The sequence below is a fragment of the Raoultibacter timonensis genome, assembly GCF_900240215.1.
Lineage (GTDB): Bacteria > Actinomycetota > Coriobacteriia > Coriobacteriales > Eggerthellaceae > Raoultibacter > Raoultibacter timonensis.
On record NZ_LT964679.1, the window covers coordinates 2645322 to 2669088 of the forward strand.

Consider the following 23767-nt stretch of genomic DNA (forward strand, 5'->3'; position numbering starts at 1 on the left):
CGCCGAAGCCGCCGCCCCCGCCGCCCGAGAACCCGCCGCCGAAACCGCCGCCGCTGCTGAAGCTTCCTTCCGCAGCCGACATGGCCGCTTGCGCCGTGCTCACCGTATTGGCGATCGAGGTTTGGAACAGATCGCTTGCCGCCGGCATCGCGGTGCCATGCACGCCGTACGAGGTGCTGTACCAGAACCACCACGGTACATACCCGCTCGAATACATCATGCCGTCGTCCTGGAACAGCTCCGGCACTTTGAGCTCGAGCGCCTTGATGACCTCGCGTGCAATACCGAAAATGAAAGCATAGACCATGAACTCGCCCCACACCTTCACGTCGGTAGGCGGACGCTCGTCGAGCGACGAGAAGTCCTTGAGCCAGTTACGCAGCGCTTTGCACTTCGCATCGAGCGTGCTCCCCTCCTGGCTTCTTCGGGGCATGTAGTTCGCGATCACCAGCAGCGCAATCACCGCTGGCACCACGAAGACGAGGGGGATGAAGTTCTGCATCAGCACAGCCAAGCCCACGCCGATCACGCCGAACGCGATCGCAATGCCGAGGATGAGCCACTGGTAGCGCTCTCCCTTCGCTTCGAAGAAATCGCGCTTGTTCACGGCGGCCGTCACGATGCCCTGCCACGTGGTAAGGGCGTCGACGAACTCTTCGGGGTTATCTTTACCGTACTGCTGGATGGTGCCGAACCACAGCGAGTCGGAACCGCGGGCAACCTTGTTGAACAGGATGTCCATAGCCGCAAGGTCGATCGGATCGGTCAGCGCGTCGGCAACGGCCGGCACCCGCGTGAGATAGTAATCATCGACGGTCTTCGTACGACCGAACGAAGCCGGCTGCTCGTAGCTGCCCTTGTTGATCTGAATCGCACCCTTATGGGAAAGGTGCATGAGCGTTGCCGTGAGATCGTCGTTGTTCTCGCGGTTCCACCGCCACAGCCTGGCCATTACAACCGGATGGTCTTGCGGCGACGGAACATCGCGCCAGTACTCTTCCGTAAACGCAGGCTTATGCTCGCGACCGTACTTGAAGTATGCGCGCAGTGCCCATGCGATAAGCAGCACTGCGATGATGCCGAAACCGATAACGAAAGCGAGCGAGAGAATCCTGTTGCGGTTCGCGTCATCGGACCAGGTTTGCTCCTCCTTCAAAATGGTATCGAGATGGTTCTGCTCCCTGTGGGCAAGCGCAGCTTCGCCCTTGAGGTTCGTAAGCCATTCGACGGGAAACGCAACGCGCGCTTCGGCGTACTGACCGGAATTGACCTTGGGCGTCGTATACACGACCGAACCGTCGGCGTTGATCGTAAGCGATCCGTCAAGCGGACCGTGGCCCCATGCTCGCACGTTTTCACCCGCTACGACCGCGGTGTCTTGGGGTACCGGCAGAGAAAGCGTCATCGTAACGTTCTCGGAGGCAACTTCCCACTGGTCTCCGATGTACATCCAGTTCAAATCGGCGATGTCCTTATAGGCGACCACCCCGTTTTCGATGGCGTAATCGAGTGTGATGATCATCTTCTCGTCCGACGCATGGAAAAACACGTAGACGGAATCCTTCGGCGAATCGACCGAGTACGCATCGGTACCAGGACCGCCCGCTTCACGCCATTCGAGGTTGAACGATGTCTCGCTCAGCTGCACGGTTTCGCCCGTCGGCATACCGTCTTCCCCCACCTTGGTGAGGCTCACGCCGTTGACCTTGAGGCTGCCGTTATCGGGAATGCTATCGAACGTCCACCATACCGCAGTAAAATCACCGTCGAAATCGAACGTCCGTTGCTCGACGACCTCCAGCGACCCATCGGTGGTTGCATCGGCGGTTATGTCGACCTTCGGACAGGTGTAGCTTTTCGCCTCAGCCTGAGCAGGCGTTGCCGCCAGCATGGCAAGCGTCAGACACGCCATGGAGAAAACGAGCAGCGCTGCCTTCTTCAGGCCGAAATGGCGACCATCGCGGACCGCAATCGAGTCGATAGCTGCCCTGATATCGTTCGATCCCAATTGCGAACGGCTCGTGTTTTGCACGTTCATCCTCCTTGCAAGATGAGGGTGGTCACGGTATCATTGCAAACCGCACCTGTATTTCGCGGAGAGCTGACCGAGAGGCCGAAGGTGCTCGCCTGCTAAGCGAGTACACGCCACAAGCGTGTCCGGGGTTCGAATCCCCGGCTCTCCGCCACTTACACCAGCAAACGGCACCTGCATGCATCATGCGGGTGCCGTTTTTCTGTTACGGCTCTTGTGCATTGTACACTAGCAATAGGTGGCAGCCGCACGATATGCCGCGAGCGATATAAACCTGTAGCATTATTTTGCTACAACATTTGCGCGCGGATTCACGTGATCCGCGGTATTCTTGCTATATGTTATCGTTTTTCTTATATTATAGCCTTACATAACAATATCGTGACGGGCGGGTGCAATGCCGCAATTCGGCAGCCATAGAAGCAGGGTTGATTTCCAGGTGTCGATCATCGTAGCGGCGCTCGTTACCCTTTCGTTCATCTGCGTGTTCTCCTTCACCTACTCGGTTACCTACAACAACATGATCGACACGCTGAAAGCGCGGACCGACAGCATCTATTCCTTTATCGAAGGCAAGATCGACAAGTCGACGTTCAAATCGATCAACTCGGCAGGCGACGCGTCGTCGGATCAGTACCTCGAAACCAAGCAACAGCTCGAGACGGTTCGGGAATCAACGGGAGTCCGCTACCTCTACACCGCGAAACAAGCCGATGACGGCAGCCTCATCTACGTTGTCGACGGGCTGCCGAGCGACAGCGACGATTTCCGCCACCCAGGCGACGAGATCGAAGGTGAAATCGTGTCCGAGCTCGAACGGGCGCTCGCGGACGAGCGGGTTTATCCGACCGACATCAAAGATACGGGTTGGGGCTACGTCTTCGTTTCCTACTACCCCATCCATGAGAACGGCCAGGTTATCGGTGCAATCGGGATCGAGTTCGATGCCGATGCGCAATACCGTGCTTTTCAAATGGTACGAATCGGCACACCGCTCATCGGCATCGTCTTCGGCTTGGCCGCCATCGTTATCGCACGCTTCCTCTTCCGCCGGATATCGAACCCGGCCTTCAAGGATCTTGCGAATACCGATTACCTTACTTCGTTCAAGAACCGCAACGCGTTCGACCTCGATCTCTCCAACTGGGAGGACGGCGCAGAAGCGCTCCAAGGTGTTTTCGTCGTGGATCTCGATCGCCTGAAAAACGTCAACGACGACTACGGCCACTCGTTCGGAGACGAGTACATTTGCGCAGCCGCCGACGCCCTCGGGCAGACGTTCGGCCCCGAAGACATCGTCTACCGCATCGGAGGCGACGAGTTCGCCATCCTCTGTTCGACCCTCGACGACGACAGGGCGAGCAGCGTTATCGCCTCGCTGCAAAGCGCCGCTTCATCTATGCAGCTCGGCCATGGAGCACGCCTTTCGCTCTCGGTCGGCTACGCTATCCGCCGCGACGGCGAAACGATCAGCGACGTTGTGAGGCGCGCCGATATATCGATGTACGAGATGAAGCGCGAGCATCACGAACGGTGCGCCCGAGCTCCCCGGCAAACGGGAATCGACTAGCATCCCGCACGCGGCGCAACCGCCCGTCAGTCCGGCATGGCGCAGCCGCCCATCAGTCCTGCAGCAGATACTTTCGAAGGATTCGGTTGAGCTCGGCAAAATCGATCGGCTTGGTTGCGTACCCGTCCATGCCCGCCTCTTTCGCACGGTGCCGGTCTTCGGTAAACGCATTCGCCGACATAGCTACGATGGGAGGCCTGACCCGCCCGCTCTTAAGAGCCTCGGCGCATATGATGCGCGATGCTTCGAGTCCGTCCATCTTCGGCATCTGCACGTCCATGAAGATAAGCTGGTAGTGCCCCTCGGGCGCATTGCGCACTTTTTCGACGGCTTCCCGTCCGTCCCACGCGCATTCGACAATGGCGCCGGTCTGTTCGATAACCTCTTGCGCAATCTCCATGTTGAGCTCGTTATCCTCAACCAAGAGCACGCGCTTCCCCGAGCAGTCGAGCGTCTGCTCGCGCTCCGCAACCCGATTTGCGCCGTCCGTATCGCCGCATACGCTTTTCATCGCGTAGTAGAGCTTCGAGCGAAACAGCGGCTTGGAGAGAAACGCCGTCACGCCGGCCTCAAGCGCTTCCTCCTCGATCTCGGACCAGTCGTACGCGCTCAGAAGCACGATCGGCGTCTTGTCGCCAATCTCCCGGCGAATGCAACGGATGGTCTCCAAACCGTCCATGCCGGGCATCACCCAGTCAACGATGATGGTGTGGTAATCGCGACCCATGCGATGGGCGCCCACGACCAGCTGCACGGCATCTTCGCCCGACTGGGTGCAATCCCCCGCAATTCCGATGCTTGCAAGCATCTCCACGGTGTTCTCGCAGATATCGGGATCGTCGTCGACAAGGAGCACCTTGGCGTCGGCCAAATCGATCAGATCGAACTCCTCCTCGATATCGACGACATCGAGCGGCACTTCGACGATGAAGCGAGATCCTGCGCCCAGCTCGCTTTCGACTGAAATCGTGCCTCCCATCATGTCGACGATGCTCTTCGTGATGGACATCCCGAGCCCGGTTCCCTCGACTTTGCTCGTCGTCGAGTTCCTCTCGCGCTCGAAAGGATCGAATATCCTGCTCGCGAACTCCTGCGTCATGCCGATTCCGTCATCTTCCACGACGAACCTGATCATACGGCGATTTATGGCTTCGACAGGAAGCTCGGCAACCACGACGCGAACGTTTCCGCCTGCGGGGGTGTATTTGATCGCGTTTCCCACAAGGTTGAGCAGTATCTGGTTGATGCGCATGGCATCCCCCACCATCGTTTCACGATCGACGTTGCCCACAACCACATCAAGGCCGAGCTGTTTGGCTTTAGCCTGCGGCTGAATGATGGTAACGATGCCGTTGATGAGCTCGGGAAACGAAAACGCCTCGTTGTTGAGGGCTATACGGCCGTTTTCGATCATGCTCATGTCGAGCACATCGTTGATGAGCCCGAGCAAATGCTTCGAAGATACGGTGATCTTGCCCAGGCACTCCCGCACCCTGTCGGTCTCATCGAGATGGGTGCCCGCAATCGCTGTAAGCCCGATGATCGCGTTGAGCGGGGTACGGATATCGTGCGACATGTTGGAAAGGAACTGCGACTTGGCCGCATTCGCATCCTGCGCCGCCTTTAAAGCGTCTTCCAGGTTACGCTGCAGCTTTTCGCGCTGCCTGCGTTTCTTTCCCAAGAGCACCAGATAGAATACCAGCGCCCCCAGTACCGCTGCCATGAGGATGGAAGCGGATACGATGGTTCTGAAAATAACCTGATCGGCAACCTCGTACAGCGTATCGAACGATGCCGAGGCATCGTCGAGGATGGCCGTGTTGCGCTCGAAAAGAGCAGTAAGCAGCGGCGAAACGGTCTCTTCGACGTACGCATCGATATCCTCGTCGGGAACATCGGCGTCCCGGCACATTTCGAGCAGTTCGTTTTGCGCGTCAACCAGTTTGCGATAGCCGGACTGCAGCTCTTCCATATCGCCGTTTTGGAACAGCGCCCGATCGGCTATGAACTGGATCTTTTCCGAAATGCGCTCGTCAATCTCGGCATACGAGCGCTCAACCCCCTCGACGGCTTGGTCGGTCCTCACATACGCCAAACGCTCCGAAAGCGTTTGGAGCTGGCCGAGCGCCGTCTCAACCTGACCGGCGGCTACCGAAACGGGATAGGGGTGTTCTTTGATGAGAACGATTTGCTTGCCGATTTCGCTCATGTTGAACAGGGTCGTTCCGTAAAAACCGACAAGAAGGAGAACGACGAGAACAGCGGTGATGGCGGAAAGCGTTCTGGAGATTTCCCAACGCTCATCCGTAGTTCGAGAGTTAGTGGAAGGTTCCATATAATAAGACTGCTTTCATCTCTGACCTTTCTGAATATGATACCGCTAAGATCGTGTTATCAGGCGAACGAATTCTATCCGTTACCTGCAGCGGATCAGGTCAATCGATGAAAGCAGTCCGAATCGGAACGCTTCTTTACTTAAAACTGCACCTTCGGCGCGGTCTCGGCACCAGCGACCGCATCGAAGCTGTCGCGAGCCTTGAAGCCCATCATGCCGGCGAAGAGCACCGCCGGGAACGTCTGGATGGCGGTGTTGAACTTCATGACCGTATCGTTGTAGCTCTGGCGCATGTACGAGATCTTATCCTCGGTATTCGAGAGTTCGCTTTGCAGTTGCTGGAAGTTAACGTTGGCCTTAAGGTCGGGGTATGCCTCAGCGACGGCGAACAGGCTCTTGAGTGCTCCCGTGAGCATATTGTCTGCCTGCATCTTGCCTTCGCGGCTCGTTGCGCCCATAACCGCGCTGCGGGCAGCCGTGACCTGCTCGAGCGTTCCCTGCTCGTGCGACGCGTAGCCCTTGACCGTTTCGACCAAATTGGGAATGAGGTCGAGGCGGCGCTGCAGCTGAACGTCGATCTGCGCCCACGCGTTATCGACCATGTTGCGCAGCTTCACGAGGTTGTTGTACAGGGAGATAATCGCAATCACGAGGATGACGACGATCACCAATACGACAATCAATGCAATTTCCATGGTTCTCCTTACTGGTTGGTGGGCCTATTCTACCACGCATGCTCACGCGCTCTCTCATGCGCGGGCTCGGGAACCCTCTCCCAAGAGAAATCGTCAACGCATCGTAACCTTGCATGCCGCATAAAACAAAAAGAGGCGCGCAGCCGGTCGAAAGACCGATGCGCGCCCGAGCAAACGCCGCAACGCCGGCGCAATCCCAACAAGCGGCTCAAAGCCGACGTCGACGCGGAGCCCGGCGGCGGTATCGGCGAGGCAAAAGGCAAGGGGAAGCGGCAGCGAACCTACAGCGAGTCCAGCAGCTCCCGAACGGCCTCTTGCGGAAATTCTCCGTCGCTCCGCTCCTCGTCGAGCATGAAGCGAAGCAGTTCGCGCGCTTCGCTGCTCTGCGGGATCATGTAGCGCGATTCGCGGTAGAGGTCTTCTGCCGAAATGCGCGCCGACATCGCAATCGCTTTGGCAAGCGTGCGAAGTTCTGCGCTTTCGGCCGATTCGGTCAAAGAGGTTGCCGCCGCCTCAAGTTCCGTCTTGCTTTTCGCAAGCGCCATGAGCTTCTCGACTACCGCATCGGTTTTTGGCTGCGGTTCGGGATAGCTCCGATACATAAGCGAGAGGGCGCCCGACGGACACGCATCGACGCACAAACGGCAGCCGCTTATACATTTCGTTGCATCCACCTGGCCGTTTTCCGTATCGGTCGCGCCCGTGGGGCACACGAACAGGCACAGGCAATCCTTCGTGCAAAGAGCGATGTTGCGCGAAGCGTAGGTTTCGGGTGCGTACATGGCTACCCCCTGACTTTCACGATTTTTGATTTGGGCACCTTGCAAATGGGACACACATCGGGCGGATTGTCCCCCACGAAGACGAAGCCGCAAATCTCGCACACGTACACGTTTGTGCCCTCGATGAGCGCATCGCCTTGACGCTCATAGCGCTTCAGCAGCGAATCGAGCAGCGCCGTCGCCTTCTGCGACCACGTGAGGGCACGAAGTGCGCCCCGATCGTGATCGGCATGGGCTTGATCGAACGCAGGGCCGAAGCCCGAATCAAGATCGCCTTTGACAACGGCCTCAATGGTTTTCAAATCGGCGCCGTCGGCACCGTCGGCTTTGCCCGCATGGTAATCGGCAAGTTCGACAAACCGCTTCTGCTGCTCGAACAGCTGTTGTTTTTCGCACGCTTTGGCAAGATTAGAGCATAGAGCACTCAACTCCCTGCGAGAGAGCTCTTTCATAGCATCCATGATGATCTCCTGATGGAAGGGGTTGGGTTATTCTTCCTCGAACATGTCTTTACCGGCACCGCACAAAGGACAGACCCAATCGTCGGGCAGATCTTCCCACTTCGTTCCGGGTTCGATGCCGTTCTCGGGATCGCCCGCTTCCTCGTCGTACACGTAACCGCAAATAGAGCATACGTACTTCTTCATGGGAACCTCTCTCGTCTGACGCTGATCCATTGTTAGCATTATAGGCTTATTGATACTTTATATCAATAAGATAATTTCCTCCGCATGCAAGTGGGCCGCATCGTCGATGCAGGGCCGCGATAGCATCGCACGGCTAGCTTCGGTAGGCGACCGCGATGCGCTGCACCGCTTGCCGCAAGCGTATAGGTCGAGCATGGGCGCCCCGTCGCCTCGATGCGGTTCGGCAAAACGCGCTGCATCGTTTTCTGTAGTTGTTCGGTTCATTCGCCCGAAGAGAAAAGCGCATGCTAGCATGATGCGCCAAGCTAACGAAAGGAACTCAAACGCATGACAGAAGTCCGATCGATCAAAGAACTGCGCAGCCAGAGCAAAGCGGGAAAGCTCTCGATCATAGCGCTTCTTTTCCTCCCCCTCATCGGATTGCTCTGCCTGTTCTGGCCCGAAGAATCGGCCCGCTACCTTCCCTACGTACTCGGCGCCGTCATGATCCTCTCGGGCGCTGCCGGCATCGTCGTCGCTGCCGGCAAAGAGCTTAAGGGCCGCGGCGAAGACGGCGGGAAGTTCGCCGCCGCCAAACGAGACGAGAACCGCGAAGCAACCGAGCCGTACCTCGGCAGGGAAGAAACGATCGAAACGGCCGACGTAGGGGAGGAAGGGCACCGAAGCAGCCGTTCGGTCGGAACGGCGATCGTCATGTGCGTGCTCGGCGGGGTCATCCTCGTGCACGGATCGTCGTCGATCAGCTTCGTCGGCGTCATGTGGGGCTTGCTCGGCCTCTACAAAGCGGGCGAGGAGTTCGACGAGATAATCCACCGCATCAGAGGCGGCCATCGGTTCGTCTTCAAACTCGCGTTCTCCATCTTCGAACTCGTGCTTGCGGTGCTGCTCATCCTGCACCCGTTCGCCAACATCGACCACCATATGATCCTGCTCGGGCTCGAGCTCATCACCTACCCGTTCAAGATCGATCGAGCCGACAGCGGCAAGTTCACCCTCGAAGCCGAAGCGTAGCAGCTCGCGCTACCGAACGAAGCGAATCCGGTGCGCCCGATCGACGCAAGCCCGTTTCCGCCGGATCGGACGCACCGGTTCCCGCAGGCTTGCGGCACTGAAAGCCGTGCCGATCGCGTAGCCGACCGATGGCTTCGAGGCTAGCGGGGAATCGCTGAAACTTTGGCCGAGCTGAACGCGGTTGCGCGCGCCCACCAACCACGATTGCGGGCAGCAGCGACAATGCGACACGCATCGTCGAACGTCGCGCAGATCGCAAAAGCCGACGAACCGCTTCCCGACATGAGCGAATTCTCGACACCGTCTTGGGCCGCAATCCAGCCGAGCATTTCGGCAAGCTCGGGCATCAGGGATTCCGAGGCCGCCGTAAGGTTGTTGCACAGCGGCACTTCTTCGGCGCGGGAAGCCTCAAGAGCGCGTACGTGCGCCTCGGGATCGATCGTCACGGGGCTCTCGTCGAAAGCGGCGTACGCGGCCGATGTAGAAACGCCTCCTTCGGGTTTAACGAGCACGACGGTTTTCCTCATGGGCTCAAGCGCATGATGGAACACCTCGCCGGTTCCCGTCAGACAGGTGCAGCCGCCGTGCAGGAAGAACGCCACATCGGCGCCCAGCTCGCTTGCGGCTTCGAGCACCTCGGGCGATTCGGGGTCTACGCCCCACAGCTTCGCCGCACCGATAAGCGATGCGGCAGCATCGGACGAACCTCCGCCGAGACCGGCTTCGTGGGGAATATGCTTTTCGATACGCACCGAAATCAGCTCGTCACCCACATGGGCGATCTTGCGTGCCAGAAGATCGACAGCCTTGTACACGATATTGTCTTCGGAAGCGACAACCAGCGGCTCGATCCCCTCGCGCGCATAGCAGGAAACCTCGATGCGCAATCCACCCCCGTCTTGCTTCACGCGATCCATATGGAGCACGTCATGAAGCGCCAAAGCATGCATGACCGTGGTCGCCTCGTGGTAGCCGTCGGCGCGCCTTCCCCCGATGTTGAGATACAGGTTCACCTTTGCGGGAGCGATGAGCTTGACCATGCCCCCCTTCTCGAAGACGGCTAGCGGATCGGCGACAACCATGGGGGCGTTTGCAGCCGCACGCGCACTCGATTCTGACATGGCATGTTCAGGCGGGGTCGTAGTTTCGTTCATAGCTTCTTTTTCTTCCTTTTGTTTGCAAAAAACGTGCTCAGCAGGGACGCGCACTCGTCTTCGCGCACCCCGGCCACAACCTCGAACGTATGGTTCAAACGCTCGTCCTCGTTCACCCGATACAGCGTACCGAGCGCGCCCGCCTTCGGGTCGGGTGCGCCATACACGCAGCGGTCGACGCGAGCCTGGTGCATAAGGCCCGCGCACATGATGCATGGTTCGAGCGTCACGTACACCGTGCAGCCGGTAAGCCGCCACACCCCGAGCGCTTCGGCAGCCGCCTTCATGGCGAGAAACTCGGCATGCCCGGCTGGATCCTGAGTACTTTCGCGCAGATTGCATGCTGAGGCGATAACGCGCGGTTCGGCAAGCGGCCGACGCGTTGCGGGATCGATCGGTGCATACACGACGACGGCTCCTATCGGAACCTCATCGAGATGCTCGGCGATACGCGCTTGCTCGATCGCAAGCCCCATGTACTCTTCATCGGTCATGAGCCGTATTATAAGGCAATCGGACTCCGAACAGCCCCCTTCCGAACCCCTTGTGCAACCGCCCACGAAAAGCGCAGGAACGCACTGGCCGAAGATCAATGTTCGGCTCTGTCGAAGAAAGCATCCAGTTCGCCCTGTTTGCCGTAAGGTGCAAGCAGTTTTTTCGCTACCATGCGGGCCATCGGACGCAAAGCGGGACTGAACACGAACATCGAATCCATCTCGATCGGAGCATTGACAAGCGGCCTCATGCACACTTGATCGGTAACGAGCGCCTTGGCGTATTCGGTTTGAATGATGAAGCAGTCTTCGCTTGTCGATACCTGAGCGAGCATGAGATTTTTATCATGGATGAGCAGCTCCACGTTTATCCCGTAGTTCCTGAACGCGGTCTCGTACAGTCGTCCCTTATAAGGGCTTGTCTGGATTACGGTTTTTCCCAGAAGATCGGTTTCGAAGTCGATGCACTTCTTCGCAGCGAGAGGATCACCCGCCGAAAGCAGGATCGAAAGGCTGTCGTCGCACAGCTTAATCGATGGAATTCCCAGATCATCAGGCGGCTTTACAGAAAACGCAAACTCCATTTCCCCAGCAGCAATAGCCTCCCAGAACGCGTCGTGGTCCCCATCGACCACCTCGATTCCGATCCTCGCATCGTCTTGAAAGCTTGCCAAAAGCTCGCGCTTTTCCCTGTACCCCACATACATGCTCAAAAGCCCGATGCGCACAAGCTCCCGTTCCGTCTTCCCGATCTCGCGAATGTCGGCCACACAGGTATCCCAAAGCCGATCTTCCTCATGGAGGTAGCGCAGCAAGATCCTGCCCGCCCGCGTAAGCTCAACGCCCTTTTTGCCCCGGACGAACAATTGGGCATCCAGCTGCTTCTCCAGCCTCTTCATGCTTTTCGACAAACCCTGCCGAGAAAGGTACAGCGCACGAGCGGCTTGTGTAATGGTACCCGCCGAGCAGAGCGTGCAAAAATACCTCTTCTGGTCCGGATCCATGCGAAACTTTGCCATAGTCATCTCCCTCGCCCATGGCGGTTGTACATCCCCAACGCCAGTCGTCGCGCCAAGCGAACCACCGACCCGTTTCCCAATGCCCCAGTATAGGCAAACGCTTCCAAACCACAAGACCATGCGGATTGAGCATTGTTCCCCCCGCGTCAAATCGTCCAATCCGAAACGCTTTGATCAGGTGTTATCTCCATACGCAAACCTTGAGTTGACGCTTCGTGGCATACAAGAGTTTCTTTTCGGGGCATTGCGCCGAACGTATAGTGCCGAGTATCGCGAGCCGTGAAGCTCGCATCGCAAGAGGAAGGGAACAGCAATGGGAAATCTTACTCGTAGGGATCTGTTGAAGGGCTTGGGCATCGGCTCGGTCATGGTCGCCTCGGCAGGAGCGCTCTCCGCGTGCACGCCTGCCGGCAAAGCGACAGGCGGCAACGCCGGCGCTGCATCGGGGTCCGCCGATTCGGTTGCCTATCAGTACGCCAAGCGCAAAAGCGACGTGACAAGCATGACGCAGTCCGAAGCCGACGTGCTGGTCATCGGTGGCGGCGGAGCTGGTCTCTGCGCAGCGCTGAGCGCTTCGGAGCAGGGAGCAAAGGTTACTATCTGCGAAAAGATGAGCGTACTCGGCGGCGCAACGATGCTCTCAAGCGGAAAGATCCCCGCCGTCGGTACCAAGCAGCAAACCGATATGGGCGAGGCAGACAGCGTTGGGGCCTGCGTGATCGACATCATGCGGCCGAGCAACTACAGCGTCCGCCCCGATCTCGTGTACACGGTAACCGAACAATCGAAGGATATCATCGAGTGGACCGAATCACATGGAGCCGTATGGACGATCGACGAGGCGCTCTACTACGGTCAGACGGCGCATCGCATGCATACGACTAACGATGCGGGCAAGGGACTGACCGACGCGTTGATCGCCAGCATGGAAGCCGATCAAAACGTCACCGAAATGCTTTCCTGCGAAATACTCGGCCTTGTCCTGGCCGACGACGACGATTCCGTCATAGGAGCTTATGGAAAAAACGGCAAGGAAGAGATTGCCATCTTCGCTAAAAACACCGTACTCGCTTCGAGCGGCTTCGCCAACAACCCCGACATGCTCGCCCAATACTGCCCCGAAGCCGTCGATGCGGTCAAGGTGGTCGCGCCCGGCGCAACCGGCGAGGGCATCCTTTGGGCGCAGGAGCTCGGTGCAGAACTGCAGAACATGGGCGCGTACCAAGGCCACGCGTTTCACGGCGTAGACAACAGCCAAACGCTTGAACAGGGCGTTGCCAACAACGGCGGCATCATCGTGAACCAGGAGGGTAACCGCTTCATGAGCGAATACGGCGGGTATTCGGAGCTTTCGCCCCACGTGCTCGCCCAAACCGATCACATTGCGTACCTGTGCTTCACCGATGCCCAAATCGAGAAAAGCGTGAAGTACGCAGGCTGGGAAGAGGAAGGCATCGTGTTCAAAGGGGCAACCGCCAGCGAGCTCGCAACCGCCATCGGCGCCGATGCGGCAACCTTTGAAAAGACGATCGCAGAATACCAAGCCGCCATCGAAAAAGGCGAGGACAAGTTCAACCGATCCCATCTACCTTCAGGTTTCGACGGTCCCTACTATGCGGTCAAGATCACCGGCGAAATCCGCCATACGCAAGGCGGCATGTCCACCGACGTTGCCGGTCACGTAGTGCGGCCTGACAAGAGCCTGATCAAAGGACTGTACGCAGCGGGTGGCTGCACGGAAGGCTTCTCTTCGCGCGGAGGCGCCGCGTACATGAGCGGCAACGGCCTTATCCAAGCGCTCGTATTCGGCAAGATCGCCGGAGCGGCAGCGGCAACCGAAGACAAGGAATCCGCGGCACTCGTCGAATGGAAGAAGAGCGAGATCGACGCGTAAAAGTAGGTGGTTCGACGTAGTTTTCCCACCGCGCCCTCGGGGATCCGCCATCGCAAACGCGGCGAAAGGAACGGCCTGTCAGCCGCATCGGCTCGACAGGCCGTTCCATCAAGAGCAGATAGTACGCGCTTGGGCGAATAAGCAGCGAACTGGTCGCCTTTGCCAACGCGCACCAATTGTCGGCCTAAAAACACGGTTTTTGAGACAAAACCGTGTTTTTAGGCCGACAATGTGTTTTACGCGCCCATGTGCAAGGCTCGCGGGATTCGGCGCAAGGCAGGCCGAGGTCTCGTCGTTCGGCGAGATTCCTGCCCCAAGCTTCATTTCTGTGCTATCCTAGTGCCGCGCTTTTCGCGTAGATCGCCCTGCGGGCGCTAGCCGAGACGCGCACGCGCTAACAGCGGAGGAATGGCCGAGTGGTTGAAGGCGGCAGTCTTGAAAACTGTTGTGCCGCAAGGTACCGTGGGTTCGAATCCTACTTCCTCCGCCAGAAAAACCGCAGGCCGCAGACGTGATCCTGTCTGCGGCCTTTTGCTTTGCCGGATGGTGCCACGGCACCGCGAGAAAGTTCCAACCAGCTCGGCTCGCTCATCGAAAGCATCGCGATTCGAGTCTGCGCCCAGCACACGTTCACTCGGCTTGATCGCTCTTACGCGACCTTCTGCGTGCACTCAACAAAAGAGCTAGAACGAACGCAGCTCCTCCGATGATCAGCAGCCAATAGGGCTGCTGATCGGATTCGACCTCGGTGATCGGCGGCGCATTGTAGGTGTTCGTCACGGTTAGAACGTTGTACGAACCGCCCTGCCCATCGATAAGGTCGTCGGTCAAGTCGACATCCCAGATGCCGTCGTCGCTGCCCGGATTCCCCGAATGGGCCCGCCCGATAGGCGCACCGTTCAACTCGTACGAAACGCGAATGGACTTCAAACCCGGCGCTTCGTTCGCGCCGAATACCGTTTTGTAGTAGTAGGTGATCTTGTTGTCCGCCTCCCCGTTGCTCGGCGTATAGTACCAATCGGATAGGGAGTTGCTGCCACTGTAGCCCGTCGCAGGATCCCATACGGCAAACCACAGGCCGAATGTCCGTGTGTAGTCGAAGAACTCGGTATCTCCAGCCGCCACGTTCCTGATGACGATATCGGTTTTATACGCTGCGTAAAACTCGACGAGGGGGAATGCAGTCGTCAAAACGTCTCCCCCGATTGACCAGGTTTCGTCTGCAACCTTGATGTCGCTACCGTCGACCCGGGGAACCTCGGCTCCCGTCCATCCGGCGAAGGCATATCGATCGAGCGCGTAGTCGATCGTCGCCCCGTCGAAGGCAACGGCGTTTTGCCGTTTCACCGTGGCCGTAACGCCCCCGAGCGATCTGAAGGGAACCTCCTGCACGAAATAGGCCACCGTGTTTGATGCGCTGCTTTCTCCCCCGTTCCCATGGTAGGCGACGGTGTAGCTGAAGTAGCTGATGTCGTAATTGTTGAGCGGATGACTCCGTCCCGCAGGCACCGTACCCGACGGAGCGTCCGAGGAGCTCAGGGCTCTCGAGCACGGATACACGGACGAATCGGCAGCGACATCGTCGGCAGGAACGCGATACGCCCCCGCAGTGTTCCCCGTGAACGAAACCGTCGATGCATCTACCGTCAGGTTGTTCAGGAAAACGGTGAAGATCGCACCGCCGTTTGCAGAAGCGGTATTGCCCGACATGGTCGAATTGGCAATGCCGACGCGTACGCCAGCACCTGCATCTTGGTCGACAAAGATTGCGCCACCGCTTCCGACGGCCCGATCGTCTCCGATGGAGGCGCCGGGATCGGTTGCGCTGCAGTTCGTAATATCCGTACCGTTTATTTGCAGGTCGACCGTACCGGCAAGGTTGATGCCGCCGCCCCAGCCACCGTACCAGCCGAGACCCCGCGCCGAGCAGTTCTCGATGCTTCCTCCGAACAGTTTGATGACGGCGCTTTCCGTTGCCAGAATACCGCCTCCGGAGTCTTTGGTGTAGCATCCGTCGATTATGCCGCCCGTCATAGTAAACGTGTTCGAGGCCATCAGGTAAACGCCGCCGCCCCCGATGTCGGAACTGTTGGTTTTGATGCTTCCGCTCGTGAACTCGATGCTCGACGGTACCCCGTAATCGCCGCTGGCAACACCGCCGCCATGGCCGTTCAGCCTTGAGGAGGTCGCCGACGTAGCCCTGTTGTTCGAGATCATAGCACCCTCGATCTTCAGGCTGGAGCCGTCGTCGACGTACACGCCGCCGCCTCGCGAGCCCCACTCCGTAATCGAGGCCGCTTGGTTCGAATCGACCAAGGCGCCGCCGCCGAGCGTGATCGCCGTTCCTCCCCCGCCGAATATTCCGCCACCATGCCGACCCGTATTGCCCGACACCGTTGCCGTGCCGCTCACGCTCATCGTCGCGCCGTACGCGCCGATGCCGCCGCCAAACCCGTTTTCGCCTTGGTTCTGCTGCTCGTTGTATGCCACGCTGTCCATGATCGATCCGCCCGTAAAACTGAGCGTCGATCCCCAGCCGAGCCCCACAGCGCCGCCGACTGCAGCGGTGCAGCCGGTAATCGTTCCCGCGGTAAACGCAAATCGCGCGTTCGCATCGACGTAAATCCCGCCGCCGGACCTGCCGTCGAGCGTATCGGTACGACAGTTCTCGATACGGGCCCCCGAGAGCGTGAGGGTATCGCCCCCGAAGAACACGCCGCCGCCGTGGCCTCCACGGAAGTACCCGCCGCTGCCATCCCCGGTGGCCCGACTGTTCGATATCGTACCGCTCTTCAGCTCCAGCTTGTTCGATGGCGTATAGTCGTCGATGCTGATTGCACCGCCGCTTTGCGCCGTTACGCAGTTGGTGAACGTCGCGCCGTTGAGGACGATCGTGCAGTTGTAGTTATCGTTCACGTAGTTGGGCGCGCTGCCGCCCGTGCCGATGGACAGTCCCCCACCCCTTCCGGCTCCGTCGATGGTAAGGCCGGCGTTGAAGGTTATCGTCTGCGCGTGGTCTGCGGTTCCGTACGATAAGAAATGCCGGGCAGATCCCTCCCAGCCGCTGTCAGCCGCAGGACCGGCCCACGTCAGATTCCACGACCCCCCCTCGGCAACGAACACCGAGCTCCTGTTCCAGGGAAGCGCGATGACTTCGGTGAAGACGATGTCGTTTTTGATCACGAAGGTGATCGTATCGCCTTGCGCGGTCGACGAGTCGGTGTCGGCAACCGCCGCTTTCAAATCGCTGAAGCTCGTGATGGCATAGCTCTTGCTGGCAAGCGTGCTTACGCCCCCATCGGGAGTCGCCGCCTCGCCATTCTGTGCCGGGTCCTGCGGTAGCGCCCCCGGCCCGTCAGAGCCATCCGAAACCTGCCCGTCCGACTCCGATCCATCGCCCGAGCCCGTATCGGGCTCGCCTGCCTCCGCGTGCTCGGACGATTCTTCCACAGTAGCATCTGCCCCAAGCGCGATCAGCGCTTCGCTTTGGTTCATCTCTTCGGCTATCCCCGCATACGGAACAGCCGCCACGGACAAGCAAACCGCAAGCAGTGCCACAGCTGTTTTCTTGGTAACCGTATTAAGCAATCTCATGTGACACCACCTTCCGATTCATCTTTTCGGCGGCGAAGCTTCCTACCGACTATGATGAAAAAGAGCGACAGAAGCGCTACGAGTGAGAACAGAAGAGCGAGCTCGAGCACGTCGTCCCCCGTTATGGGAAACCCTGCACCGAACACGTTCGAGCCGCCGCCCTGCCCACCCGAAGCACCGGGGTCGTGAGGATCGAGCGGATCCGCCGGATCATCGGGATCGTGAGGATCGACGGGCGGCTCAGGAGGCTTTGAGGGGCTATAGGTGTGCGCAAACGCGAGGCTCTCCTCTTTGTAGCCGTTCGAGTTCTCGTACACCGTCTGCATTTCCAAACCGCCGGGCTGATCGAAGCGCACCACGTTATTGCGAATCTTGTAGTACGTGGTGTCGAGCGCGATATCGGGCTGCTCGCTTGCGGCGGTTGTCACGGTAAGCCGATATTCGTATATCCGCACCGCGCGGTATTCGATGGTGGGCGCCACGAACACGTCGTTGTCGGCGATGGCGAACTGGTAGCTTGCATCGTCGGTCGGCATGGGGTAGCTGGGATCGAGCGGCTCGAGCGTATACGTGACGGTATAGCTTTCATCCGCCGGCAAGCCTTCTATCGTTTGGTATACCGGCATATCAAAGCTAACCGAATCAGCGGCGAATGCCCGCACAGGTGCCGCGCACGCAAGCAACAGCGTGCCCAGGGCAAGCGCGAAGGCAATGCCGAGCAATCCCTGTATGTGAGCAGCTTTAGTCACGTTTCGTCTGTGCTTCTTTCCTTTTTCTCTCCCGCCTCTTTATCGCGTAGATAAGGAGCGAGACCACGATGATCACGATCACGCAAAGCGCGACGAGGGCAAGATCGTGTGGGAACCTGTCGAACAGATCGCCCAACCCCGATCCCCTGTTTTCAGAGGCGAAGGAGTTCTCGAAGCGATCGTCGCTCAACTTCCCCACGAGCAGATGCCTGCCGTTCGTCGGCTCGGAAGCGCAGGTGCTCAGCACCACGAGCCGGTCGTCGGCGCCTATCTCGATATCCCGACTGTGGTAGGCAATCGAGTACACGTAATCGATATAGGCCCGCTTCTCGCCTTCGGATTCGACGTAGGGGTTGTACAGTTTTTCGTCGTAAGCGTCTCCGAGCACATAAGCGAAGAGCTCTATCCCGTAGTACCGGTCGGTGGCGGAGGTGTAGATCTCTCCGTATGCGTGGCTCTCGAAAAACTCCGCGCTTTCAAACTTGTCGATATCGCCGAACATCGCACTTTCATCCATATGGTGCCCGTACAGAATGCTGTTGAAGTCCGACAGATCCCGGCTGTTTCGATAGTCCAGATAGATCGCCCCCGCTATCGAAGGCGAATCGTACACGCTCGTATTCACGTACTTGAAGTTGTTATCGGTTTGTGCCACCGGGTAGTCGATACCCGTACCGAACACCCCCACCCAACCGAACACTTCAGAATTTTTCTGCTGCAGCTCGGCGAACGAAGCCGTATCGTGGGGCTTGTACTGTTCGTACTGGACGGAGTTTGCACCCTTGATTATCCGTCCGTTGTCGTACACGACATACGAGGCGCAAAGCAGTACGAGAACGAGAACGATCAAGAACAGATTGTCGAAGGCGGCGTCAACCGCGCGGAGGACCTTCAAGCCTCCGCTTCGACGCTCGACGCCCTCATTGTTCACGTACTGCTTTGCCATGGTTGTTCCTCTAAAGAAAGATCGGCGGGATTAGCTCTTGCCGGCATATCCCGCCTTCCGATCCTTCTCGTGCCTAGTCTTCTTCGGCCTGGCGCCGAGCCCTGCTCACGAAGTAGAATCCAATACCGATGCATGCAGCGAGCCCAATGAGGATCAGCGGCATGTTGTCGAGAACGACACCGGTAATGCTGATATTGGTGCGCTCGTTGGTGATGGTTACCGTGTTGTCGCTGTCTGCCGCCACGAATTCATCTTTGTAGGTGACATCCGATCCGGTCGACACCTCGTACACCGAAACGGAAGCGGCACCGGGATTGCCCGTGACGCCGGAAATGTCGGACGCCTTCGTGTACTGCGTCAGGGAATCGGTTTCGCTCACCTTGTACGTGGTTCCCAGCGGAAGGTTCCTGAAGTAGATGGTTTCGTTATGCCCGATGGGCGTGGACGGAATGGAGCCTTCGGTTGCACCTGCGGCGAACGGAATCTTGCTCCATCCAGAGGTAACCTCCGTACCGCCGCTGCCGTCGGACCACAGGGTTCCATCCTCGTCGAAGACGTAGGTGTTCGGCGCGACGATGTACTCGACGTCGAAAGCACCTTCGGCGGCCTTCGGCAAGGTGAAGCTCACATCGAAGGGGAACTTCAGGGTGAAGTCGGCCCAATCGCCGGTGATGACGTTGGCGGTCTTCAGCGTTACCGGAACGGTGTATTCGTTCTTGAAGGTGAATCCGTTCGCAACCTTGGGTGCCGCATCCTCCAAAACGTTGTCAGCGCTTACCTTTGCGTCGTCGTTATCCGCATTCGGATTGGAGATCGCGTCGGTCAACTCGAAAACGGTGACGGCGTACACGACGGTGCCCGCGGGGTTCCCGCTTGCGTTCACGTTCTTCACCCATACGCGCATCTGGTATTTCTGCTCGGAGTAGGCCATACCCTCGGTATCGGTACCGGACGGCGCCTGGTCGGAAGGCTTGACCTCGACGACCTCGTAGATGTACTCGCCGGCATGCGGGTAGCTGTTGGTCACGCTACCCGTAATGTTGCCCGAAAGCACCTTGTTCACTTCGCCTGCGGTCAGGCTGGAGAACTGCGCCGTTGTCGAGAGCGTCCGGACATCTTTGTAGGTGTCTGTCGACACGGCCCCCGAGTGATCGGCCACGTCCGTCAGCGTTGCGACGAACTGGTATTCCTCGCCTAGGAGCTTGGTCGTGTCGGCGCCTGCGGGCACATCCAGGTGCTTGCTGATCCACGCTCCGGCCAGGGTGCCCTGGACGGTCTCGGAGCCCGATCCATCGCCGTTCTTCGGAATTTCTTCCGCGAAGGCCACGCTCGCCATTCCTGTCAACGACAGCGCAAGCGCCACCACTGCGGCCAATGCCGTACTCGCTACTTTCTGTCTTACTCTTGCCATTGCCTTTCCTCTCTTTGCGACGTTCTTTCCGATGCTTCCTGCTAGATGTTTCTCGTTCTCATGACAAACACTGTTTTTCCAACAATGATGTTCTCCTTCACGGGGCCGTACATGCGGCTGTCGAGCGACTCCGCCCGGTTATCGCCGAGCAAAAACACTTCGCCCGGCCCGAGCGTAACGGGGAAATCGATGCCGCCTTCATAGAGAAGCGTCTCTGCGCCCGTGCTGCCGACATTGCCGCTGATGCTTCGCTCCTGCTGCAGCTTGCCGTTTATCTCAAGGCCCCCCTCGGTTATGTTCACGGTATCTCCTTCAACGGCTACCACCCTTCTGAGCTGGATGTTTTCTTCGTACTCGACAGCAACGACATCTCCGGAGGTGTAATCGTGATCCAAGCGGTAAAACAACAGTAAATCGCCGCTTTTCAGGGAAGGGTTCATCGAGTTGTCCTCCACTTTCGCAATGCCAAAAACGAAAACGAGGGCGAGAAGAACCACGAGCGCAACCAGTGCAACCTTGAGTATCAAGTACAGCACTTCGAGCAGAAGCTTGTTGCGTTTCGGCTTGCGTTGCGTCCGCCGATCGGCTTCCCCGCTTTCAGTGCCTGTCGTTTGCCTAGTGGTGCCGTCCAGTTCAATCACCCTTCGAAACCAGGAGCCGAGAATGCCGGGCGACGGCTAGCGGGAGCAAGCTCTCTGCTTCTTCGGGTGCCTATATTAGTAATAAATTACAATATTAGGAACCGGTCTACCCCTGCTGCAGGCAAACCGTGGTGGGCGTATCGAAGGAGCGGAGCGCTCTCGCTCTCAAACTCAGTGTGCTTCCGTTTTATGGAATCCGAGTATACCTATCAAAATGGTAGGAAGATACTTAATTATGCAATTCCTTACCTTCTTCACAATTATAACGAGACAGATCATCGGATAGGATTTTACGGAAACACCTTTCGCCCAATGCACGACGAAGCCCCGGCCAGGTTACCGACCGGAGCTTCGCCATGCGTATGCTTATGTAGCGGAGGTTGTCCGAGAACTCGAAAGAACCTTCTATAGACTCGCCCCGCCGACGGTCCATCCGAGGCCAGGGGCCATCGCAGCCGCCTCTTCGTGGCATTGCCCGCAATACAGGTCGGAAGGCCCGTGGGCGCTGTGGCAGGTGCCGCATGCGATATCACCGTGGCGGTTCTGATGGGGGTTGAACGCGAGGCCGTCGGTCAGCGCCTCGAGTCCTGCGCGGTCCATGTCGTGGCACGCCTCGTTCAGACAGAAGGTTTCGTCGTACTCCATCTTCGGAAGCGGATCCTTGAAGTCGCCCGACACCCATTTGATGCCCTCGGCTATCTGCTCGTCGATCTTCGGCTCGTGGCACTGCAGGCAGGTGTAGCCCTCCCGCGCATGGGCTGTCACCATGAGCGATTCGTCGCCCGACTCATAGCTCTCGACGTAGGGGTCCATGGGGCTGTGACAGATCGCGTTGCAGAAGGCGGGGCTCTCGTGCCACACCCAGAACCCAGCGCCCGCGGCCACGAGCACTACGGCTACCACGCCTGCGACAACGGGCCACTTCCTGCGCTTCTTCTTCGCGACGGGCTCGACCCGATCGCCTTCCAATATGGCATCGCTGCCGCTCAACGCCTCGTCGGCGGCTGTTTTCTCGTCTTCCATTGCATCCTCCTATCGGGATTGTTCACGTTCAGCGGCTGCGGGACCGTCGGGCAGCTCCGACGGTCCCGCATGGTTTCCCGTCATGCGAGGGGCACGCGGGGGCACGCGAACCGCGGGTGGTTACTCCTACGCTTCGTCCCAGTTGTCGAGCTTGGCCATTTCTTGCACGCACTTTCGACCGAACGACATCGAGCCGCCGAAACTGCAGCCCGAAGCATTGATGGGGCGGCGCGTGCCGGGCACGATGCCCATGTTGCAGAAGTCCGAAATGTTGCCTGCGAGATACAGGCCGGGAATCACGTTGCCGAACACGTCGACCGCCTGCAGGTGATCCTCCTGCCAGCGCTTGAGCCCGCCGTAGGTGGAGCTGACAACGCTTGTGGTCTTGAAGGCGTAGTACGGCGGCGTCGTCAGGGCGACGGGCGCCGCTCCGGTCCCGGAAAGATGCGCGCGGCCGAATGCGCTATCGACACCCGACCCTTCAATATCGGCGTTGTACTGGTTCATCGTTGCAACGAACGCATCGGCGGGAATGTCCATTTGCGCAGCGAGATCCTCGAGCGTGTCGGCCTGCACCATAAGCCCCGTCTCGATGATCTTGCTCATCGAATAGTATCCCGATTCGTTTTCGGAGCAAGCTTCGGCAATGGGTTCGTCCCACACTTGCCAGCAGATGTTCTCGGGCTGCAAAAGCAGTTCGGACCAAACGTTGGTGTAGCCCTGCGCCTCGTTGACGAAACGCTCGCCCTCGAGATTCACGAGCACGGCCCCCTGGTGGTACATCGCGCAGGCATCGCCCGTCTGCCCATCGGGATTCTGTACGGTAAGCATGCCGCAGTAGCTCAAATGGCGCGGGTCGGCGCCAAGAGCCATCGCCATCGTGATGCCCTGGCCAAGCTGGCCGAGCGACCCGTTGAACACCGTCATGTCCTCGACCGCAGGTCCGAAGTTCCACTCGTTGAGCATAGTCTTGTTGCGTCCGTATCCACCCGAGCACAAGAGCACTGCTTTTTTCGCCTTGAGGTATTGCGTGGACCCGTTCTGTTCGATCTCGACACCGAGTATGCGCTTGGTCTCGGGGTTTTGGATAATGCGTGTCACAAGGGTGTTCAGGCGAATATCGGCACCCGCAGCCTGCGCATTTTGGTTGAGCGTGTTAATAAGCTCGCCCGGAGTCACATGATGCTCGCGCGGACGGGAATGGCCGTTCGATTGCAAAAGGCCCGATGCCTCGAACACGACGCCCATGCTGGTCAGCCAATCGTACATATCGCCGCCGTTGAGGTCGCACAGCATGCGCACGTAGCCCTCGTCGTAGTCAGTGGCAAACCATGCGCACAAATCCTCGAACATCTGGTCGGGAGAATCGTCGATGCCAAGCTCTGCCTGCAGCGGCGAACCCGGAATGGCGATACCGCCGTTGCAGATGGCGCTGTTGCCGCCGACCATCGCCTGCGACTCGCAGATGATAATGCTCACGCCCTGCGTCTGCGCCTCGATGCCCGCAGCAAGACCGGCACCGCCCGCCCCGATGGCAATGATGTCGGCTTCGTCGTCCCACTGCTCGGGAACTCCCGTGCCCGTCGATGCCGAAGCCGACGCCTGACCCGAGCCGCACCCGGCAAGACCCGCCATTGCCGCCAAACCCCCGACGGCGATGCCGCCTTTAATGAAATCGCGACGATTCAGTTCCATAGTAGATTCCATCCCTTCTTGCTTCCTTGGTTTCTTCTATCGGCTCCACCAAACGGACTCTAAGCCGACGGATGA

General features: G+C 58.6%; 19 protein-coding genes and 2 tRNA genes. 5 read left to right on the forward strand and 16 right to left on the reverse strand.

The genetic code is table 11. The annotated features are described in order from the left end of the window. Positions 1-2032, reverse strand: a 2032-nt coding sequence (locus C1722_RS11410; RefSeq protein WP_244902535.1) for a DUF2207 domain-containing protein, incomplete at its 3' end; no start/stop codon positions are given. A 63-nt stretch (positions 2033-2095) separates the two neighbouring features. Between C1722_RS11410 and C1722_RS11415 the strand changes: the two genes are divergently transcribed. Together C1722_RS11415 and C1722_RS11420 are read left to right on the forward strand one after the other, a co-directional pair. Next, positions 2096-2186 (forward strand) — tRNA-Ser (locus tag C1722_RS11415). A gap of 243 nt (positions 2187-2429) precedes the next feature. After that, positions 2430-3602: a GGDEF domain-containing protein gene (locus C1722_RS11420; RefSeq protein ID WP_102379347.1), complete on the forward strand. Its 1173-nt coding sequence runs from the start codon at positions 2430-2432 to the stop codon at positions 3600-3602. A 52-nt stretch (positions 3603-3654) separates the two neighbouring features. Here C1722_RS11420 and C1722_RS11425 read toward each other — a convergent pair whose 3' ends face one another. From C1722_RS11425 to rd, 5 genes are all read right to left on the reverse strand, one after another. Beyond that, positions 3655-5937: a response regulator gene (locus C1722_RS11425; protein WP_102379348.1), complete on the reverse strand. Its 2283-nt coding sequence runs from the start codon at positions 5935-5937 to the stop codon at positions 3655-3657. A gap of 140 nt (positions 5938-6077) precedes the next feature. Further along, the gene (locus tag C1722_RS11430) at positions 6078-6632 is read right to left on the reverse strand and encodes a LemA family protein (protein WP_102379349.1); all 555 of its coding nucleotides are present in this window, start codon (positions 6630-6632) and stop codon (positions 6078-6080) included. 281 nt (positions 6633-6913) lie between these two features. Next, the gene (locus tag C1722_RS11435; RefSeq protein WP_102379350.1) at positions 6914-7414 is read right to left on the reverse strand and encodes a 4Fe-4S dicluster domain-containing protein; all 501 of its coding nucleotides are present in this window, start codon (positions 7412-7414) and stop codon (positions 6914-6916) included. A 2-nt stretch (positions 7415-7416) separates the two neighbouring features. Beyond that, positions 7417-7875: a rubredoxin-like domain-containing protein gene (locus C1722_RS11440; RefSeq protein ID WP_102379351.1), complete on the reverse strand. Its 459-nt coding sequence runs from the start codon at positions 7873-7875 to the stop codon at positions 7417-7419. A gap of 27 nt (positions 7876-7902) precedes the next feature. Beyond that, a complete protein-coding gene (gene rd / locus C1722_RS11445) occupies positions 7903-8061 on the reverse strand; it encodes a rubredoxin (RefSeq protein ID WP_102379352.1) in 159 nt (52 codons plus the stop codon). Between the two features lie 327 nt (positions 8062-8388). On the opposite strand from rd, the gene C1722_RS11450 reads away from it, so the two are divergent. Next, complete coding sequence (locus C1722_RS11450; RefSeq protein WP_102379353.1) at positions 8389-9072, forward strand: DUF308 domain-containing protein; 684 nt, start codon at positions 8389-8391, stop codon at positions 9070-9072. Positions 9073-9212: 140 nt separating this feature from the next. Here the strand turns inward: C1722_RS11450 and ispE are convergent, their stop codons facing one another. From ispE to C1722_RS11465, 3 genes are all read right to left on the reverse strand, one after another. Next, a complete protein-coding gene (gene ispE, locus C1722_RS11455) occupies positions 9213-10226 on the reverse strand; it encodes a 4-(cytidine 5'-diphospho)-2-C-methyl-D-erythritol kinase (RefSeq protein WP_244902536.1) in 1014 nt (337 codons plus the stop codon). After that, positions 10223-10720 (reverse strand): nucleoside deaminase, encoded by a 498-nt coding sequence (locus C1722_RS11460; protein ID WP_102379640.1) that lies wholly within the window; start codon positions 10718-10720, stop codon positions 10223-10225. Before C1722_RS11460 ends, ispE begins: the two co-directional genes overlap by 4 nt. 95 nt (positions 10721-10815) lie before the next feature. Continuing rightward, a complete protein-coding gene (locus C1722_RS11465; protein ID WP_102379354.1) occupies positions 10816-11739 on the reverse strand; it encodes a LysR family transcriptional regulator in 924 nt (307 codons plus the stop codon). Between the two features lie 313 nt (positions 11740-12052). Here C1722_RS11465 and C1722_RS11470 point away from each other — a divergent pair, with 313 nt between their 5' ends. Then, positions 12053-13633 (forward strand): FAD-dependent oxidoreductase, encoded by a 1581-nt coding sequence (locus C1722_RS11470; RefSeq protein WP_102379355.1) that lies wholly within the window; start codon positions 12053-12055, stop codon positions 13631-13633. 402 nt (positions 13634-14035) lie between these two features. After that, positions 14036-14123 (forward strand) — tRNA-Ser (locus C1722_RS11475). Between the two features lie 140 nt (positions 14124-14263). Here the strand turns inward: C1722_RS11475 and C1722_RS11480 are convergent. From C1722_RS11480 to C1722_RS11510, 7 genes are all read right to left on the reverse strand, one after another. Then, the gene (locus C1722_RS11480; RefSeq protein ID WP_102379356.1) at positions 14264-17227 is read right to left on the reverse strand and encodes an autotransporter outer membrane beta-barrel domain-containing protein; all 2964 of its coding nucleotides are present in this window, start codon (positions 17225-17227) and stop codon (positions 14264-14266) included. Continuing rightward, positions 17224-17976, reverse strand: a complete 753-nt coding sequence (locus C1722_RS11485; protein WP_102379357.1) for a hypothetical protein — start codon at positions 17974-17976, stop codon at positions 17224-17226. Before C1722_RS11485 ends, C1722_RS11480 begins: the two co-directional genes overlap by 4 nt. Next, positions 17969-18922: a class B sortase gene (gene srtB / locus C1722_RS11490; protein WP_102379358.1), complete on the reverse strand. Its 954-nt coding sequence runs from the start codon at positions 18920-18922 to the stop codon at positions 17969-17971. The genes C1722_RS11485 and srtB overlap by 8 nt, the downstream gene beginning before the upstream one ends. Before the next feature lie 73 nt (positions 18923-18995). After that, a complete protein-coding gene (locus C1722_RS11495; RefSeq protein WP_146040661.1) occupies positions 18996-20333 on the reverse strand; it encodes a DUF7601 domain-containing protein in 1338 nt (445 codons plus the stop codon). 41 nt (positions 20334-20374) lie between these two features. Further along, entirely contained in the window at positions 20375-20974 is a 600-nt protein-coding gene (lepB, locus tag C1722_RS11500; protein ID WP_180995171.1) for a signal peptidase I, read from the reverse strand. 405 nt (positions 20975-21379) lie between these two features. Next, a complete protein-coding gene (locus C1722_RS11505; protein ID WP_102379361.1) occupies positions 21380-21997 on the reverse strand; it encodes a cytochrome c3 family protein in 618 nt (205 codons plus the stop codon). 126 nt (positions 21998-22123) lie between these two features. Further along, positions 22124-23692 (reverse strand): FAD-dependent oxidoreductase, encoded by a 1569-nt coding sequence (locus C1722_RS11510; RefSeq protein ID WP_180995172.1) that lies wholly within the window; start codon positions 23690-23692, stop codon positions 22124-22126. Between the last annotated feature and the right edge of the window lie 75 nt (positions 23693-23767).